We start from the raw sequence: 18,557 nt of genomic DNA, 5'->3' as shown, positions 1-18,557 counted from the left end.
TTTAATAAAAATTATTTTTAGGGTTTTAATTGAAAAATCATTAATTACAATGGAAATAGAAATGATAATTAACCATCATAACTCAAAACTTATTTCAATGCTCCCCGATATAGCAATCAGTCAATTTGATACATGGAATGTTAATTTTACTGACATCATAGACATTAAAATGGATAAAAGTAAGCTAAAACAGAGTAAATTTCTTAATCCTGGAGAAGGGATGATTTATTCAGATCTAATTGCAAAAGTCATAGAAACAAAAACAAGATTAAAATATCATCAAATCAGATTAATAGATCTTGGTTCGGGATCATCATTACCCACGATTGCAGCTCTCCTAAAATACAAAGATTAAAGTGATTCCTTTTAGTGGACAATATGCTATGAACTTAGGCGTTCATATAGAAGGGTTGTCCCATGGTAAAGAAGAAATCAGTTAAAAGTCAATATTCTCTTGAGTTTAAAAACCAAGTCCTTGAAGTCTTAGAAAATAGCCCTAAAAGCATGGCTCAGATAGCTAGGGAGTTTGAGGTTTCCTACCCCACTCTGAATAGCTGGAAGCGTTCTATTGGCGAAAAGGAAAATTCAAATATAAAGAAAAACTCTGACGAATTGAAAAAGCTAAAGCGAGAATACGAGCTTTTAAAAAAGGAAAATGAAATCCTAAAAAAGGCGGCAAGCTTCTTTGCAAAGCAACTCGATTAAAATACGAGTTTATATTGCTAGAGAAGCTTAATTATCCTATTCTTTTACTTTGCAAAGTAATGTGCGTTTCTAAAAGTGGATTTTATAAATGGCTTGAGTGTAAAGATAAAAATCATCAATTTGAGTTTAGCCTTGAAGAAGAAATAAAAAAAATACATACTTCTTCAAGGGGTACATATGGAAGACGGCGAATTTTATCAACACTTAAAAAGTCATTTATTAAAGTTGGAAAAAAACGAATATCCAAGATTATGAAGAAACTAAATCTGAATGGGGTCGGCAAACCTAAATTTAAAACAACAACAAAGGTTGATAGGCAAGCGATACATTTTCCGAATTTAATTTCAGGGGATTTTACTTCCTATAAGCCCAACGAACTTTGGACCAGCGATATTACTTATATTCCAACGAAAGAGGGCTGGGTTTATTTGTGCATAATATTGGATACTTTTTCAAGAGCAATAATTGGTTGGAGCATGCAAGATAATCTAAAAAGAGAAATTGTTTTGAATTCACTAAACATGGCATACAAAAAAAGATCTCATTTTCCAAATGGAATAATTTTTCATAGTGACAAAGGATCACAATATTCAAGTAAAGAAGTTAGAAAATATTTAAAATTAAATCATTTTCATCAAAGCATGAGCAATAGCTGCTATGAGAATTCTATTACAGAAACATTTTTTTCCACTCTAAAAAAAGAATTGGTACATCGATGCAATTTTCTTACTAGAAAAGAAGCAAAATCTTCGATTATAGAATATATTGAGGTGTTTTATAATCGAATTCGTGCGCACTCTGCCCTTGATTATCTTGCACCATTAGAGTATGAAAAAAATTATGAAATTTAACCGTCCACTTTTCGGGGATCACACCAGAAATTGAAACCTTGCATGAAGGAAATGTGTCATGATTCCGCATACAACCCCATGAGTATTATGAATGGAAAAGGAAAATGGGATCAAATGAGAGTTTAGGCTCAAAATAGCGTAATAACAATCTGTTATCATTAACTAACAAAACTATTGACTTCCAAAAATTTTGCTATAAAATATAGCATATTATTTCTGGAAGAGCTATAACTACATGATATGCTATCATAGCGCTCACAACCTTTGAAATATTTTCTCAATTAAATCATCTCACTACACATAAGACAAAGTAATTATTGTTAAAATTACTTTATATAAATTCAGGAGTTCCAATGAATTTTTCAAAAAACATCCATAGCATTTTATTATCCTTAATATTAATGCTTATTACATTTAATATACAAGCACTAAAAACATATAAATTTGAAAATATTGATGAAATATACTCTCAAAACTCACACCAATCAATTGAATTTATTTTAATGACTTCTCAAGGATATGTTTCAGCTCAAAATTTAGGTTTTTTAAGCGAAGCTAGTTTATATGTAGATATGGGTACACACAAAGATTTTTTCTTTATTGAAAAGACCTATGATTATTTAACTATGAATAATATAAATACAAATCTGCCAAATGCAGAAAATGAAGTATTTGCTTATGAGCTCGATAAAGCACTAGGTTTAAATATTGTTGCTCCCACAATATATTTTCAAAGCCCAATAAATAAAGAAAACTATCATGTAAGACAGGTCTTTATACAACGCGCTCACACTCAAGATTCAAGAAGAAATAAAAATAATTTCAAATTAAATGGCTCACCTATTATTATTTTCGATAAATTGATTGGTGCCACAGATAGAAATGATAACAATTATTTAGTTGCTCAAAATGGGACTACTATTGCTATAGACCATGAATTTTTATTTGGAAATGGAGGATATATTTTACCTCAGGGAGGTCATCAATATATGAATACTATTGGAAGTTTATTTGATGATGAAAATGAAATGAAAGCATTTTTTTATAAAGAAGAAATTTATGAGGCAATGACTAATATAGATTGGGAACAATGGACTAATGAGCACTTTCCTAAATCAGCACCAAATTATGAAAAAAGCAAGCAAACATTTTTAATAAATATAGCTTTTTTAGTAGGAAGTATTTCAAATTTTGTAGAAAATAACGATAACTTCTTTAACGAAGCTAAAGAAAATAGAGCTTTTTTTCTTAATAATAACGTTGAAAAAATTCGTTTTATTGAGAGCAGAAAATAAGATATATCCTTAGAGCCATTTATTCTCTTAATTATGGCTCTAAATTATTTGATAAAAAAATATTCGCTGGCATTAAAATTATGATGATATAAATTCATAAATCATTCATCTTTTTTTCATATACATATTCATCATTATCTTTAATTTTATTAATCGAAGAATATAAAACCCCCAATAATAATATAGCCCCTAATGGCAAAAGCAATAATTTTTTAATCCAACTTGTAAAAACACCCCCATCAGTAAAGTTAAAACCAATAAAAACACATGATATTATAAAAATTACTATTTTTATGTGATACTTTTTGTTTAAATTTTTTAAGATAATATACAATGCAGGAAGAATTATAACATAGGTATTTAAGCCATTTGATATCAAAAGAGGAATAAAAACACAAAACAAAGATAAATCATAAAATAATTTTTCATCCCGTGGAAGAAATTTAGCAGTCTTTCTTAAAAAGGAAATTATAAAAACACAGCATGTCAATAATATAATTAGGTGTGATAAAATTTTATGTCTAAATATGTCAAATGATATATATTTGCTAAATAATGAAAAAATAGAAATAGCTCTACCATCTTTAATATTATTTTCTAACAAAATTTCTAACTTAAGTTCATTAATCCATAGCATATTCTGTTCAATAGACATTGACAAGTTATAAGTAAAAAAAGGAATAAAGAAAAAAATAATTGATGATAACATTATATAAAATACATATTTAAACTGCTTTTCATAGATAAAGTACATAATAAATATTATAAAATAAGGCTTTATAAAACCAGATAATGTAAGAATTAATGCAGAAATAAAAAGATTTCTTCGGTAAAAATAAAACGACAATAAATATAATAATAAAAGAATTATATTCACCTGACCTAAATGCAGCTCTCTGATATAGAATGCTAATATTGGAAGAATGAGCGCCATAAAAACTAAAATGGAGCGTTTATAATTTAAATCCTTCATTTTTTGCAAATCATTATAACAAAATTTAATACAAAGAATATGACATATATACATCATAAAAGTTAAGAAAAATGAGTATATAAACTTTGCTTTTGCAAAAGAAAAAAGTAGAAAGGGTATAAATAAATAAGCTGCGGCAGGTGAATACTTATATCGATAAAATTGATCTTCATCCGGACGATATAAGTTTTCACCATGCAAGGCTCTTAGTGCACTTTTGTAGTAAACTTCAAAATCACTTTGCCAATATCGACCATTTCGAATTTCAACTAATATAAAAATAATTGTAATCAAAATGAATAAAAGTAAAAGACAATTCTTCAAACTATTTTTATATAATATTTTTTTGAATACCATCATAATCACTCATTTTTTTGTGTTTTTTTATGATATATCAGGATTTTTTAAAACACGAAAACATCGATGTGTCAATTAATTGACACATCGATTTCAAGCATTTAAAAATCCCATCCAAAGACTTTCATCTATACTCCGCTTTCTTTCCAAACAGTTAAAAAAATATTAAAAAGTTTCAGTCCATTCTTCCTTAAAATGAAATATTCAAGATAGAAATTTTTTCGAAATTTAAATAACTTAAGTGTTTTTAAGGGTGTTATTTTGCCATTTCATAAAAAGGACAAAGGTCAAAGAAACAATCAAAACCAAAGAGCAGGACAACAATCCTAAATTCCCCTTGCTACTTAGACCTAAATAGGGAAGATAGTTATTTGTCATAATACTGGAAATGCTAAAAAAGAAAAAAGCCAAGGCTTGAAATGTCGCTTGACCGCTTAAAGGAACAGAGCGAGACAAGAAGGAAAGCAATAAAGGAAAAATAAAAAAATTAATGAGCATATCTAAAGAAGAAAAAATTCCTGGTAAAAACGAGGACATGCTTCCAAAATTTTTTAAAAATAAATTCATAATCATAAATATTATAAAAGAAATACACGTTAAAATAGTATAACGTTTCTTTATGAATAAAAATGATTTTTTCCAGAAATAAAATAATCCTACCATGCCTATTACAAAAGCAGACCAAAATAACAAGGAATCAGGAAATGAAAAAATTTTGGAAGAAATAGTTGTCGAAATACCGATCATTAAGCTTAAAATTAGCAGCATAGGAATAAATTTTTTTGATTCGTGAAAAGAATTATTTTTTTCCACAGTCGTTTCTTTTAAAGGAAAATTTTTATTCAAATAAAATATAATAAAACTATAAAATAACATAAATATCATAGATAAAATAAAAACGGGCTTAAAAGACCCCCATGCATTAACAAATTTTGCAGAAGCATAAGCCGAACTTAAAGAAGCCACATTTACAATGATTATAAATAAAATATAACCCATATCCTGAGAATGAGATGAAAATTGAGTTAAGCGTCCCACAAGCACACTCACAGAAGGTTTAAGTAAAGCAGAACCTATGACGCATAATATTAATGAAACAAAAATAATCCAAGATAAAAAGTAGGTCGAAATGAATGCTAAGAAATAACATAATATAAGGCTTATTCCACCCCAAAAAGCCCCATTAAAATAACCGATTTTTTTATCGATAAAAGGAGCTACTAATAGGGGTAAAAAAAGAATTCCAAATGAAAAATAAGTTCCTATTTTTATAGTTACTTCATGGGTAAATCCAAGTCCACCATTCTCAACGGTTGCAGAAATAAAAAAGATAAGAATAAAGGAAACAAAAAAATAAGCAAAACGTTCAAAAGCTTCGGCCAGTAAAAGCAATGAAAATGGAAAATATTTATTATTTATCATCCCATGGTTCTTTCTACATGAATGACGCCATCAACGGCTTCAATTTTTTGATGAATATCTTTTAATTGATGAATATCCGCCAATTCTAATTTTAATAATATGACCGCACGTTTTTGTGGATTGGTAAAGCACTCCATTCCCGCAATATTAATTTGTGAGGTCGAAACCATTTTTGTAATTGCAGCTAAAATACCTGGTTTATCATGTGCTGTAATGCGAACACGCACATTGTGCGCCGCTGTTGAGACCACATTCCAAGAACAATCTACGCGTCGCGCGGGATCGTTTGACAAAGCCCACTGACAGCTTGCCGCATGCACCGTAACTCCACGACTGCGGGAAACGAATCCAACAATGGGTTGCCCAGGCAGAGGTTCGCAACAACGAGCCATACGCACCACAATACCAGTCATGCCTTGTACACGTACAGCATCCTCACCACCGGCTCTATTTTTTCCTTGTCTTTGTTTAAATGCCTCTTGCAGAGAACGCGCTTCCTGCATTTCCTGTTGCAGAGTTTTACTTGTATCTGTTGCCGTGCCGCTCTCCTGCGGCTTTTGTAGTTGCAATGCATTTAAAAGTTTATTTGCAGCACCTTTCGCATCGATTTTTCCATAGCCAATTTGTAGGACAAAATCTTCATATCCTCCAACGCTAAAATATTTATTAATTTCCTGAAAAACTCCTGATTTTTGCAATTTTTCAAAACTAGAACCTAATTTTGTAAGCTCATCCTCAAACATTTCTTGGCCAATTTGTTTTGAATGGGTGCGCTCTTCGCTTCTTAACCAGGCACGAATTTTATTACGCGCCTTCGTAGTTGTTGTAAAATTAAGCCAATCTTTTGTAGCTCTAACCTTATTTCCAACTAATAATTCAATCACATCGCCACTGTGGAGACGGGTTCTTAGGGTGGCAATTCGACCATTAATTTTTGCACCGGTAGTTTTTAATCCTAAATCTGTATGAATTGCGAAGGCAAAATCGAGGCAGGTTGCACCTTTTCTCAATTCAAAAACATCGCCTTTTGGTGAAAAAACATAGACTTCTTCATCAAAGAGATCGACTTTAACCGCTTCTAAAAACTCATCGGGATCGGACAATTCTTTTTGATGTCTTACGATTTGTTTTAGCCATTTAAATTTTTCAAAATCAGCAGGATTTAATTGGGTATTATTAGGATCTTTTCTTCTTTCTTTATATGCCCAATGGGCTGCAATACCATTTTCCGCAATATGATGCATTTGAGCTGTTCGAATTTGCACTTCAAGCAGCTCCCCTTTTGCCGCAACAATGGTGGTGTGCAAACTTTGATAAAGATTTGCTTTTGGCATTGCGATGAAATCTTTAAAACGTCCTGGCACAGGGCGGTAAATATTATGAATAATTCCTAAAGTTTCGTAACACTCATTAGGAGTATCTACAATCACACGTAAAGCAAAAAGATCATAAATATCTTCAAATTCAATTTGTTTATCAGACATTTTACGATATATAGAATAAAAATGTTTGGCGCGCCCATAAACTTTTGCTTTAATTTCGGATTCCTGCAATCGCGTGGAAAGGTGTTCACGAGCCTGTTCGATAATTTTATCGCGTTCTGTTTTCTTTTGCGCAACTCTTGCAATTAAGCTATAATAGACAGAAGGTTTTAACTCTCTCAGGCATAAATCTTCGAGCTCCGCTTTTATTTTATACATCCCAAGTCTTCCTGCGAGAGGGGCATAAATTTCAAGAGTTTCTTCAGCAATTCTCTGTCTTTTTTCTAAATTAAGCGCTCTTAGTGTGCGCATATTATGCGTACGATCTGCAAGTTTCACTATAATCACACGAATATCACGAGACATGGCAACGATCATTTTTCTAAAATTTTCTGCCATTTTTTCTTGGGAAGAGCGAAATTGTACCTTTGCTAATTTTGTTAAACCTTCCACAAGAGCAGCAACTGGTTCACCAAATTCTTTAGATACTTCTTCGGGAGAAACATGTGTGTCTTCAACGACATCATGTAAGATAGCTGCAATAAGAGAGGTTTCATCCATTTTAAATTCTGCTAAAATCTCAGCAACAGCAAGAGGATGAATAATGTAGGGTTCACCACTTTTTCGCCTTTGCCCTGCATGCAAATTGTGTGCAAACCGGTATGCTTTATAGAGTATAGGTTCCACCGAGAGATCGAGATATCCTAAACATTTCTCTTTTAAAGAGGTGTAGGCATCATTGGCAATTTTTTCTATATCTTCAACGGGAGTTTGAGGTAAATCAAGAGCTGTTGTTGCCCCATGGGGAGGTTGTGTTTTATTGTTTTCAGATCCCATTCAGGAATAACTCCCTTTGTGCTAAGAATTCTTACAATATGCAATAATTTGCATAATAGATTTTGCACAAAGACAAGCGTTTTGTAAAGTTAAGGAGAAATTTTTGATTTCAAATTTTATTTTTCATTTTGTATTTGCCGTATTTGCAATTTGGGCAGCTGTTGCATGGTTTATCATTCAAAATAGAGCGACTCAATTAAGACAAGCCTTAATACCAATGTTAAGCTTAAAAAAAATCGAATTTCCAAAACATCGCAGCATATTTGTTCGAGCTATCAAATCACTGGAAGAAGAATTAAGCACTTTTTTACAATTAAAAGTCAAAATAAAATATTCTGTGGAACCAGAAAAATGTTATTCACCCTCTATATTTCGACCATTTTGTCTTTTATTTAGCAATAAATTCGAAGCGGAAGAAAAATGTATTAAGTTTAAAAATGAATACTATACTTTAAATGAATTTCTAAAAATTATGAAAGAACATTCTAAAATTAAATTTGTGTCATTCAACATCATAATTGAAGATAAAAATTATTGTTATTGGCAAGCGGAGATTATTCATGCTTAAAAAAGTCTACACTCTTTCAATTTTATTATACTCAACATGCTTATTTGCTAATCAAAACAAAGAGGCTTCCCAAGGTAACAAGGAAAATCCAAAAGAATTTGTAAATGTTTTTTGTGAAAAATATGACGGCCAAAAAGATTTTTATCAAAAAATTTCTCAAGATATTTTAATAAATGAAGATCGTCGTGCTTATTTTGCTAATGCTTTAACACAAAAAAAATTACCTGGATGCGAAAAAGCACTTACAGATTACGTAAAAAAAATATTAGAAGATAAAGAATATACTCCAAAACCTGGTGAGCAAGCTTTTTTATCCTTAGCCTTAATGGCTAAAATCCCAGAAGCGCGAGAAATCATTGAAAGAGAAATTGACAGAGGCTATTTGAGCAGTTGGATTGATGATCTTAAAACAAATAATTACAAAGGTTATATTGAGGCATTAAATAAATGGATAACGAGAGTTGCTAATGAAATTCGTAGAAAAGACAATACAAAATTACAGGATTCTTCTCTTTATGGAATTGCGCCGAGTGATGGTAAAGGCATTAAATACCCTGAAATGGTAAAAATATGGACACCCATTTTAATGAACCGTTACCTAACTGAAATGATAAATGAAAAGGATAAATTAACAGAAGAACAATTTGGCTATTTAAACATTATTTTTGCTGCAACAACAACTTCTTATCGCGAAACATTTATGGAACAAATTACACAAATTGTTGCAAATAATCCTCAAATATGGATATTAAGCTTTAGAAGAGAGCAACCTTGGGTACAGTTTAGACTTTTTCCCATTATGAAAAAAGTAGAAAGTGGTGAAATTAAGAGAGAAATAGTTTGGCTTTCAAAGTATCATCAAGATAACCGCATTCGCACATTGGCATTAAATACCTTAGAAGCTTTAGCAAAAGCACAAAACATTCCACAAGAAAAAAAGAAATAAATTTAAATTTATTTCTTTTTTTATATACTGACACCTGCTGCTACAAAATCTAACATACGAACAATACCAACCGCATTTCCCGCTTTATCTACAACAGGTAACAAATTAAATGGGGGCGACTTTTCACTCATAAGTCTAAGAACATCGGCAGCTAAAAGGCCTGGTTCAATGGTTGTTGGATTTTTATTCATAATATCTGATGCGGTCAATTCAAATACGCTTGCTCCATATTTTTCCATAGCAAATCGCAAATCTTTTTCCGCAATAAGTCCCAAAAACTTTTGTTCTTCAACAACCAAAACAGCGGCTTTAGAATACTTTGTAAAAGTTGAAACGACCGATTGAAAAGGAGCTCTTTTATTCACCAAAGGCAAATCGTTACCTTGAATCATAAGAGAATCTGCTTTTAAAAATATTCTTTTTCCAATAGCACCACCAGGATGATTTCGCGCATATTCTTCAATAGGGTATTCTCTTGATTCGACAGTGGCCGCAACGAGAAGCTGACACAAAGCAAGAGAGGTGATTGTGCTTGTTATCGGTGCCTGAGTTAAGGGACACATTTCTTCAAAAGGTGGTATTAATAAAAGATGATGCGCCGCATTTGCCAGAGGGGAATCGTCTTTTGAAGTGAGAACATATGTTGTTACGTTTCTTTCCTGTAAGCCCGGTAAAAGTTGCAATAATTCACTGCTTCTTCCGTTATTAGATATTAAAATAACCGTGTCATTTTTTCCTACAACACCTAAATCACCATGAAAGGCTTCTGTAGGATGAACAAACCGCGCCACAATGCCCACACTGACAAGCATAGAAACAGCAAGCTGTGCTACTTGCGCCGATTTGCCTACAGCAATAAAAAAAACTTGCTTTGTAGCATTATTTGATCGAGCACAAGCATTAAGTTCATTTAGTAAAGAATTAAAATTCTTTCGATAATTTTCATTATGACTTAAATTATCCTTATACCACAACAATGCTTGAGAAAAATGCTCTGCTCTTTTAACAGCATTTTCAAGAATAGAATCCAACATAAGTAAACAAACCTCACTTAAAAGAAATCAATGCTGCACAGCTGTACTTTCAGAAGGGGGCATTTGAGGAGGATTTTTATCTAATAAAATAAAATTGTTTTGATGCATTGCGAGCCAGAAATTAGGGTCGGGCATAACGCCTACTTCAAATTGAGTTTCAACAAAATAGTCGTTATCTTTCCTCATAGAATCTCGAACATTCAGGCAAAAACTCTGAACCTTTTCTTGATTTTCTTCAAGACCAATGACTCTTAAGAAAACAGTGCGCAACCAACCTGAATCCTGTGCCGCATTTGGAGGTAGAATGGCACCGAGAGCGGCCGCTTCTATATTTTCAAAGGAAGAAAGAATTTTTAAAGCATGCTCTTTTTGAATATCGTTAAAGGCGTCGGGAGGAAATGCAATTTGCATACCTTCATTTTGTCCCGATGCTGCGCCCGCTTGATCTGGTGAAACATTCAGCTGTACTGGACTACGTTGAGTTTGAGGAACAATACCCATTGCTAACTGTCGATATTCGACTTTATTTAGAACAATAAAAGGAGCACTACCCGGGTTTAATACAATGACTTCCGCAGGGCTGGGCTCAAGAAGTTTAAAAACATCTTGTCCACGAATGGAGACATATTGTCCTCCCTCAGCACGCCATCTGCGTGCGGCGGCAGCGCTGGTAAAAGCAGCGGCAAATTGAACTCCTTGAGAATTTGCTAATATAGCCACATTTACGCTAGGATTTGCTCCAGCATTTTTGCCTGCATCGGCATCCTCTTCGCCTGGAGCGGAATCGGAAAGTGCTAATAGTAAGTCAGAAAAGAGTAATTCCTGATAAACTTTGGCACGGGTTTCTGCGGTATCGTTACGAGCATTGTCAACCATTGCTGTTTCAAGATGCACAGCAGGTGTGGGTTCTGAGGGTTGTTGCGCGGCTTCACTTTGCGAAGAATCTTCCTGATTTTCTGAGGTACTTGTATTTGTGTTTTCAATCTTTTTTGACTGGTCTTTTTTTCCAAATAAATTTTTTAATACCATAGTTGCATCCTTTATAATTGCATCTCACAACGGTTAGTAAACATGCTACGCCACAGGCTATTTGGCAAGTTTTTAATATTACCTATAGCGTCTTTTTTTAGCCTGGCTCCACAGATCATTCCACTGGTCTAATGAAATTTTTTGCGCCGTTTCTTCATCAAGTGGAGCACCCTTTTCAAGCATAATTTTTTCCATCTCAAAAAATCTATTTATAAATTTTTCACAGGATGCACGTGCCATCAAATCAAAATCAAAATGTTCTGCATCTTTCCTTGTTTCCTTAATAAAGTTTACAAGGTTACATAATGAAAAAATAACATCACCAATTTCATCTTCAATTTTATGCGTATCAATTTCATTATTTTCTATTTCATGTTGCAATTCTTTTACTTCGGATAACACATCAGAAAAAACCTCAGGTAAAGTTCTCCAACTAAAACCAATTTTTTTTGCTCGTTTAGATAATTCTGTTCCAAAATTTAAAGTAGGAAGCGCTCTCTTTTTTAATGCTTTTTTGAGAAGTGTTTGAAATTCATGTTGAGAATTTTCAGGTTTTTCATTTCGTTTGATTTTTTCCCATTGTATTTTCACATCATCTGCATTCTTAATATCATTATCAGAAATTTTAAAGACATGTGGATGTCGCGTGATCATTTTATGATTGATATTTTCAAAAACATCACTAATTTGAAATAATTTATCATCTAAAGCAACCTGAGAGTGCAAATAAACTTGCAACAATATATCACCAAGTTCTTCACAAAAATGACTTAATTTTTTTTGTGAAGGCTTATCACCTAAAGAATTTATAGCTTCAATTGTTTCATAAGCTTCTTCAATTAAGTAAGGTCGTAAGGATAAAAATGTTTGCTCTTTATCCCAAGGACAGCCGCTGGGAGATCTCAATTTTGCAATGGTATCAGCAAATTCAAGAGCAATTTTAGAGTGATGATATCTTTCTGAAAAATTTTTATTTTGAAATAAATTCTCATTATTTTTTTTAATCAGAATATCTTCCTTTTTATTTATTGTTTTACTTCCCTTTATTTCAATTAAAGAAGGTTCATAAAAATCTGGGACTTGAAATCCTGCCAATTCCAATATGGTAGCTGCCACATTAGCAAGTCCAGCAAGAGGAAGATTATCTTTTAATTGAATTTTATGCTCAAGAATTTCCTCATTATAAATGACAAAAGGAACAGGAGATAAAGTATGACTGGTTTTCAACTTTGGCAAACCATTTTTATCATAAACTACTTTTTTTGTTTTTTTATCAAGTTCAAACATTTCATCGGCATTACCATGATCAGCAACAACAATTAAAATGGTGTTTGTTTCTTTAGCTGCTTTCATAATACGACCTAAAGCTAAATCTACTGCGGCAACTGACAGAACTGTGGCAGCAAAATCACCGGAATGACCAACCATATCGCCATTTGCAAAATTAATCCGACCAATTTCAAATGAATTAGCATACATTTGTTTAATTGTTTCATCAGCAATCTCTGCTGATTTCATCCACGGACGTTCTTGAAAAGGAATTAAATCCGATGGAATTTCAACATATTTTTCAAATTCAGCATTAAATTTTCCACTACGATTGCCATTCCAAAAATAAGTCACATGTCCAAATTTTTGAGTTTCGCTGCAAGCAAATTGTTTTACAGAAGCCTTGCTTAATAATTCTGTCATGGTGCGATCGATGGCGGGTGGTGTTACTAAAAAGAGCTCGGGTAATTTTAAATCACCATCATATTGCATCATTCCTGCGTAAAAAATTTTAGGAAAACGCTTTCTTGGAAATGCCGTAAAATTTTGTTCCGTTAAAGCTCTCGATATTTCAATTGCTCTATCACCTCTAAAATTAAAAAATATAAAGCTATCCCCGTCTTCAACTGTACCAAGGGGTTTTCCATTTTCATGAATAACAATAGGAGGCAAGTCCTGATCGTAATAATTTTTTTCTTCTCTTAATTTTTCAACAGCTTCCAATAAGGAGGAAAAAACTCTTCCTTCGCCTAAAATATGGACTTGATATCCTCTTTCTACAATGCTCCAATCGCTTTCATAGCGATCCATTGTAACGAAGGTGCGCCCCCCACTTGATGCAATTTTACAATCAAAACTTGGACTATTTTCTTCTTTTAAAAAATTTTCAAGTTTTTCAATATAATTTATAGCTGTTAAAGGACCCACATCTCGTCCGTCGAGTAGCATGTGTAGACGGATTTTTTTCACTCCTTCTTTTTTTGCTCCTTTAATTAAAGCAAATAAATGATCAATATGGCTGTGAACATTTCCATCTGATAGGAGTCCACATAAATGTAAGGTCGCTGTTTTATTTTTAAGATCTTCTCTATTAACAACTTTTTGCCAGGCATCACCCTTAAAAAGATTTCCCGATTCAAGAGCCGCATTTACAAGTTTTGCTCCTTGCGCAAAAATACGACCCGCTCCGAGAGCATTATGACCGACTTCACTGTTGCCCATATCATCATCACTTGGTAAACCAACAGCTGTGCCATGAGCCTTGAGGGTACGAAAAAGAGAACAGGAAACCAAACGTTGTAAATTAGGAGTATACGCTGCATTTACAGCATTTCCTGTTAAAAAGGATTCAGAGGGAAGAATTCCTTTTTCATTGCTCATTTCAGAAGTAATATTAGCACCAGGATTGGTGTAACCCACTCCATCCATTACAATTGTTAATATTTTTCTGTTTCCCTTTGAAGGAGATACGCGATTTAATTGAAATGATTTTGTGTTGCCCATTGTAAATTTTGCTCCAAAGTTAGTCTCAATTCGTTTTAACGAAGCGCTTAAGCAATTTACCTATGCAACGGCATTTGGTCAAATTAAGAATTTAAACAGAGGTAAAACGTGCGTCAAAAAAAGACTAGATTATTAAAAATTTATTTATTATCGTTTCTCACTTTATTTATAAATTTATTAGTTCAAAATTCAACAGGGGCAGAGGAATTATTTTCTCCAACACAATCAGAAAATCATGAATTAAATAATAATATAAAAATTCAAGATGTTATTGAATTTAAAGTTTTAAAAATAGAGTTATTATCGAAATCTAAAATTTATATTCAATTGAATACAAAAAATAATTTTAAAATTTATGAAGACAAATTAAAATTTAGTTTTTTACCAGAAAACAGTCTTCCTTTTGTCATAAAATACCAAGCAGAAAAACCTTCTCAAAAATATTTAGACCCCTTTTATAAAACACAAAAAAATATTTTTAAAAATGGATCTGTTTTTATAGTAGAAATAAATCACAGCCCAAATCAAAATGATATACTTGAAATTAAAGTACAAGCTTGCTCACAATCCGTTTGCCTTGTTCCTTCTTCACTTTTCTTAAATATTATAGAAGGCAAAACATCACAGGCTGATAAAAATAAATCCGCGTTTAATACAAATTTAGAAAATCATGGCTCTTTTTTTCAAAATAAAGCTCAAAATATTCAAAATGAAATAAAGCTCATTGAAAATATGGAATCTAATTCCTCTGAAAAAATCACTCTTCTTAATGATAATATTGCTCTCAAAATCCAAAATGCCATTAAGCAGGGGAGTTGGATTCTATTTCCTGCACTGTTTCTCGCAGGACTCCTCATGAATTTAACACCATGTGTCTACCCTATGATCCCTATTACATTAAATGTCATGGCACAGTTTGGAGATAAAGGAAAAACAAAGAAAAAATTAAAATCCTTACCCTTCATATATGTGGGAGGAATGATATTAACATACTCACTTCTTGGTGTCTTTGCTGGTATGACAGGGAGCATTTTTGGTTCACATTTAGCTAATCCTATTGTCAACTGGTTCGTTGCTATTTTAATGTTTGTTTTAGGTTTATCAATGCTTGGATTATTTCAATTTACCGCAATTCAATCCCTAGCACATAAAATTCCTTTAGCTCAAAACTATCCTCGCGCTGCTGTGGCCACAATGGGAGCCGTAAGTGGATTTATTTCAGCTCCTTGCACAGGTCCCGTATTAAGTACCATTTTATTACTTATTGCCCAAAATAAAAATCCTCTTACAGGATTTACTTATATGTTTTTTTTCTCATTAGGTTTTGGTATTCCCTATATTGCCTTAGGTTATTTTAGTCAACGCATCAGCAAGTTGCCCAAATTTCCAAGAGCCGTTCATTTTGTTAAAATATTTTTTGCCGCACTGATGTTTGCACTGGCATTGTATTATGTGAGAACTCCCTTTCAAAAAATTCCTATTATCCAGGAAATTTATAGCAAACCACATTATTTCACATTAAGTATTGTTTTTATGTTGAGTATTACTTTTATAATTCTCACACCTAAAAAAGATCTTATTGGCAAATTATCAAGAATAGGCTTAACATTAAGCTGTACTTTTTTAGCATTATGGTTAACATTAGCGTCCACAAATAGTTTTTATAACCTAAGTAACAAAAGTATTATAGAAGAAAATATTTCAGACAAAAATTCAATTCATTGGACATATAATTTTGATGACGCTGTTAAAAAAGCTAAAAAAACGGGGAAACCTATTTTATTCGATATTTGGGCTGAGTGGTGCACCGCTTGTATGGAAATGAAGGAAACAACCTGGAAAGATCCTCAACTCATTCAATATATCAATGATCATTTTATTGCTGTCGAACTCAATTTCACAGATACATCAGATGAAATTCAAAAATTGATCGCGCGTTGGGAAATAAATGGACTGCCCGCCGTTGGAATATTGAATTCCCAATCTCAATTCGATCAAAAGCCAGATATTTTGTTTCAAGGTTTTGTTCCCGCTTCTAAAATTTTAAATACACCTTTTAATATTTATTCTAAAAACTGACCGAAGGAGCTTCGTATATGTCCCCATCGCTTTTTAACTGGTTTCAACTCACACTCGCCTTTTTTGGTGTTATTGGTTTATTCCTTCTTTTCATTGGGATTTTAGCCTTAATTACTTTGAGAAAGAAAAAATTAAATCAAGAAATAAAAATTAATGTTAAGAATTTAAATAAAATATATGAAGAAAGTAAAAATAAAATATTAAATGAAATATTATCAGAATCAGAATTAAAAGAAATTGAAAAAAAAGAAAAAATTGAAGCTAAAGAAAAAAAGAAATTAGAAAAAGCTGAAAGTAAAAAAGAAACTCCCAAGGAACAACCTAAAAGAGTTTTTGTGCTAGATTTTAACGGAGATATTGCCGCAAGCGCCGTCACCGTTTTTAGAGAACAGGTCACAGCACTTTTGCAGACAGCACGTACCTGCGATGAAATTGTTATTCGACTTGAAAGTCCCGGCGGTATGGTTCATTCGTATGGCTTAGCGTCATCGCAAATTGCGCGTATAAAAGACCACAAAATTCCGCTTACGATCTGTGTTGATAAAGTTGCAGCCAGTGGCGGCTACATGATGGCCTGTCTTGCAGATAAAATTATTGCTGCACCTTTTGCTATTATTGGTTCCATTGGGGTTATTGCTAGCTTGCCCAATTTAAATAAATTACTGAATAAAAATGATATTGAATATCTTGAAATCACAGCAGGGGAATATAAAAGAACACTCACACCACTAGGAGAAATTACGGAAAAGAAAAAAGCAAAATTCCAAGAACAAATTGAAGATGTCCATACTTTATTTAAAAATCATGTGCAAAAATATCGTAACACTGTAGATCTTGATGTGGTTGCTACCGGTGAATATTGGTATGGATTAAAGGCACTCGAACTTAAATTAGTAGATGAACTTAAAACAACGGACGATTACCTATTGGAATGTAGTAAGAATTATCAAGTTTATCAAATTTTTACTCCTAAAAAAGAATCCCTACGTGATAAGTTAACAGGAAGCGTGCAAGCTATTGTGAATTCAACCATTGAAAAAAGTATTGCTAAAAATGAACAAAATTACCCCCTCTTAATGTAGTAAAGGAAATTGTTTATGAGTTCTCAATCTTTAATGGAGTCAGAAACAGAAGAAAGTTCGTCTATTATTGAAAGCCAACAAAAAATAGGATTGCCTGTTATTGAAGAACTTGTGCAAAGATTGCAAAAACACCCTCCTTATTTTGCCTCCACAATTGCAAGGGGGAGCTCTGATCATGCAGCCTATTTTGCAAAATATGCTTTTGAAACACAACTTGGTGTTCCAACATCTTCTATTGCTCCTTCAGTCCATACTATTTATAAATCTAATATCAATTATAAAAATGGTTTTGTGTTCGCTATTTCTCAATCTGGTAAAAGCGATGATTTAATTGAATGTATGGCAACAGCCAGAAAAAAAGGTGCTGTCACTTTATCAATTGTAAATGAACTCAATTCGCCTTTAGAGAAAGAAAGTGAATATTTTATTCCTTTAAATGCAGGAAAGGAAAGTTCAGTTGCCGCAACTAAAAGTTTTATTGCTTCTCTTACTCGAGTTATTCAACTTGTTGCCTTTTGGAGGCAAAATCAGGATTTAAAAAATCATCTTGCCCAACTGCCTTGTTTATTATCTCAGAAAAATTCTGAGCAATATCATTCTGCACTTCAGCTTCTTCAACATGAAAAAAGTGTCTTAACCATTGGACGAGGTTTCACATTTCCTATTGCTCTAGAGTCTGCCTTAAAATTTAAAGAAACCTGTGGTCTACACGCTGAAGCTTTTAGTGGTGCCGAAATTTTACACGGTCCTTTTGAATTAGTACAAAAAAACTTCCCTCTCATCGTTTATTTACAGAAAGATGAAGCATTATCGGGAATTTTAAAATTAATTGATAAGTTCCAAGAAAAAGAAGCTAAAATTATTGCTATTGCGGCAGAAAATATAATTGAAGAAAATAAAAATCTTTTAAAAAATACCACTGTCATCCCGACAGCACCTTCTTTAGATTCTCTCTGTGACGTTGTCACCTTAATTCACCGTTTTTATCCCTTTGCCGCTCAACTTGCACATTTAAGAGAGAGAAACCCGGATTTGCCAAAAAATCTAAATAAAGTAACAAGTACAATTTAAAAAAACCTGTCATTCCAATTTTAAAAGGAGTGACAAGTTTTTAGTTACTAAAAGT

Annotated in this window: 15 protein-coding genes; 9 read left to right on the top strand and 6 right to left on the bottom strand. The window is 32.6% G+C overall.

The annotated features are described in order from the left end of the window. The first annotated feature begins 61 nt into the window (after positions 1–61). From AXG55_RS04570 to AXG55_RS04555, 4 genes are all read left to right on the top strand, one after another. Positions 62–355 carry a hypothetical protein gene (locus tag AXG55_RS04570; RefSeq protein ID WP_148696950.1) on the top strand — a complete coding sequence of 98 codons (294 nt, stop codon included), beginning with the start codon at positions 62–64 and terminating at the stop codon, positions 353–355. 62 nt (positions 356–417) lie between these two features. After that, on the top strand, positions 418–705 hold the full coding sequence (locus AXG55_RS04565; protein WP_148696238.1) for a transposase: 288 nt from the start codon (positions 418–420) through the stop codon (positions 703–705). Between the two features lie 14 nt (positions 706–719). Beyond that, positions 720–1,556, top strand: a complete 837-nt coding sequence (locus AXG55_RS04560; protein WP_148696237.1) for an IS3 family transposase — start codon at positions 720–722, stop codon at positions 1,554–1,556. 353 nt (positions 1,557–1,909) lie between these two features. Next, a complete protein-coding gene (locus tag AXG55_RS04555) occupies positions 1,910–2,851 on the top strand; it encodes a hypothetical protein (protein ID WP_148696949.1) in 942 nt (313 codons plus the stop codon). A gap of 94 nt (positions 2,852–2,945) precedes the next feature. Here AXG55_RS04555 and AXG55_RS04550 read toward each other — a convergent pair whose 3' ends face one another. The 3 genes from AXG55_RS04550 to AXG55_RS04540 all read right to left on the bottom strand — a co-directional run bounded on the left by AXG55_RS04550 (position 2,946) and on the right by AXG55_RS04540 (position 7,921). Next, positions 2,946–4,184, bottom strand: a complete 1,239-nt coding sequence (locus tag AXG55_RS04550; protein ID WP_148696948.1) for a glycosyltransferase family 87 protein — start codon at positions 4,182–4,184, stop codon at positions 2,946–2,948. A gap of 234 nt (positions 4,185–4,418) precedes the next feature. Then, positions 4,419–5,603: an MFS transporter gene (locus tag AXG55_RS04545; RefSeq protein WP_148696947.1), complete on the bottom strand. Its 1,185-nt coding sequence runs from the start codon at positions 5,601–5,603 to the stop codon at positions 4,419–4,421. Then, positions 5,600–7,921 (bottom strand): RelA/SpoT family protein, encoded by a 2,322-nt coding sequence (locus AXG55_RS04540; RefSeq protein WP_148696946.1) that lies wholly within the window; start codon positions 7,919–7,921, stop codon positions 5,600–5,602. The genes AXG55_RS04545 and AXG55_RS04540 overlap by 4 nt, the downstream gene beginning before the upstream one ends. Before the next feature lie 103 nt (positions 7,922–8,024). Here AXG55_RS04540 and AXG55_RS04535 point away from each other — a divergent pair, with 103 nt between their 5' ends. Together AXG55_RS04535 and AXG55_RS04530 are read left to right on the top strand one after the other, a co-directional pair. Then, entirely contained in the window at positions 8,025–8,489 is a 465-nt protein-coding gene (locus AXG55_RS04535; protein ID WP_148696945.1) for a hypothetical protein, read from the top strand. After that, positions 8,482–9,435, top strand: a complete 954-nt coding sequence (locus AXG55_RS04530) for a hypothetical protein (RefSeq protein ID WP_148696944.1) — start codon at positions 8,482–8,484, stop codon at positions 9,433–9,435. Before AXG55_RS04535 ends, AXG55_RS04530 begins: the two co-directional genes overlap by 8 nt. Positions 9,436–9,455: 20 nt before the next feature. On the opposite strand, the gene AXG55_RS04525 is transcribed toward AXG55_RS04530, so the two are convergent. From AXG55_RS04525 to gpmI, 3 genes are all read right to left on the bottom strand, one after another. After that, positions 9,456–10,469, bottom strand: a complete 1,014-nt coding sequence (locus AXG55_RS04525) for an SIS domain-containing protein (RefSeq protein ID WP_148696943.1) — start codon at positions 10,467–10,469, stop codon at positions 9,456–9,458. Between the two features lie 27 nt (positions 10,470–10,496). Further along, positions 10,497–11,498 (bottom strand): SseB family protein, encoded by a 1,002-nt coding sequence (locus AXG55_RS04520; RefSeq protein WP_148696942.1) that lies wholly within the window; start codon positions 11,496–11,498, stop codon positions 10,497–10,499. A 78-nt stretch (positions 11,499–11,576) separates the two neighbouring features. Beyond that, positions 11,577–14,270, bottom strand: a complete 2,694-nt coding sequence (gpmI, locus tag AXG55_RS04515) for a 2,3-bisphosphoglycerate-independent phosphoglycerate mutase (RefSeq protein WP_148696941.1) — start codon at positions 14,268–14,270, stop codon at positions 11,577–11,579. Between the two features lie 108 nt (positions 14,271–14,378). Here gpmI and AXG55_RS04510 point away from each other — a divergent pair, with 108 nt between their 5' ends. From AXG55_RS04510 to AXG55_RS04500, 3 genes are read left to right on the top strand one after another with little or no spacing between them, the layout of a single operon-like run. After that, positions 14,379–16,349 carry a protein-disulfide reductase DsbD family protein gene (locus tag AXG55_RS04510; RefSeq protein WP_148696940.1) on the top strand — a complete coding sequence of 657 codons (1,971 nt, stop codon included), beginning with the start codon at positions 14,379–14,381 and terminating at the stop codon, positions 16,347–16,349. Positions 16,350–16,366: 17 nt separating this feature from the next. After that, positions 16,367–17,431, top strand: a complete 1,065-nt coding sequence (gene sohB, locus AXG55_RS04505) for a protease SohB (protein ID WP_148696939.1) — start codon at positions 16,367–16,369, stop codon at positions 17,429–17,431. A 15-nt stretch (positions 17,432–17,446) separates the two neighbouring features. Then, a complete protein-coding gene (locus AXG55_RS04500) occupies positions 17,447–18,502 on the top strand; it encodes an SIS domain-containing protein (protein WP_148696938.1) in 1,056 nt (351 codons plus the stop codon). Positions 18,503–18,557: the final 55 nt, after the last annotated feature.

Source organism: Silvanigrella aquatica (assembly GCF_001907975.1).
Taxonomy (GTDB): Bacteria; Bdellovibrionota_B; Oligoflexia; order Silvanigrellales; family Silvanigrellaceae; genus Silvanigrella; species Silvanigrella aquatica.
This window is presented reverse-complemented; position numbering and strand designations above follow the sequence as displayed.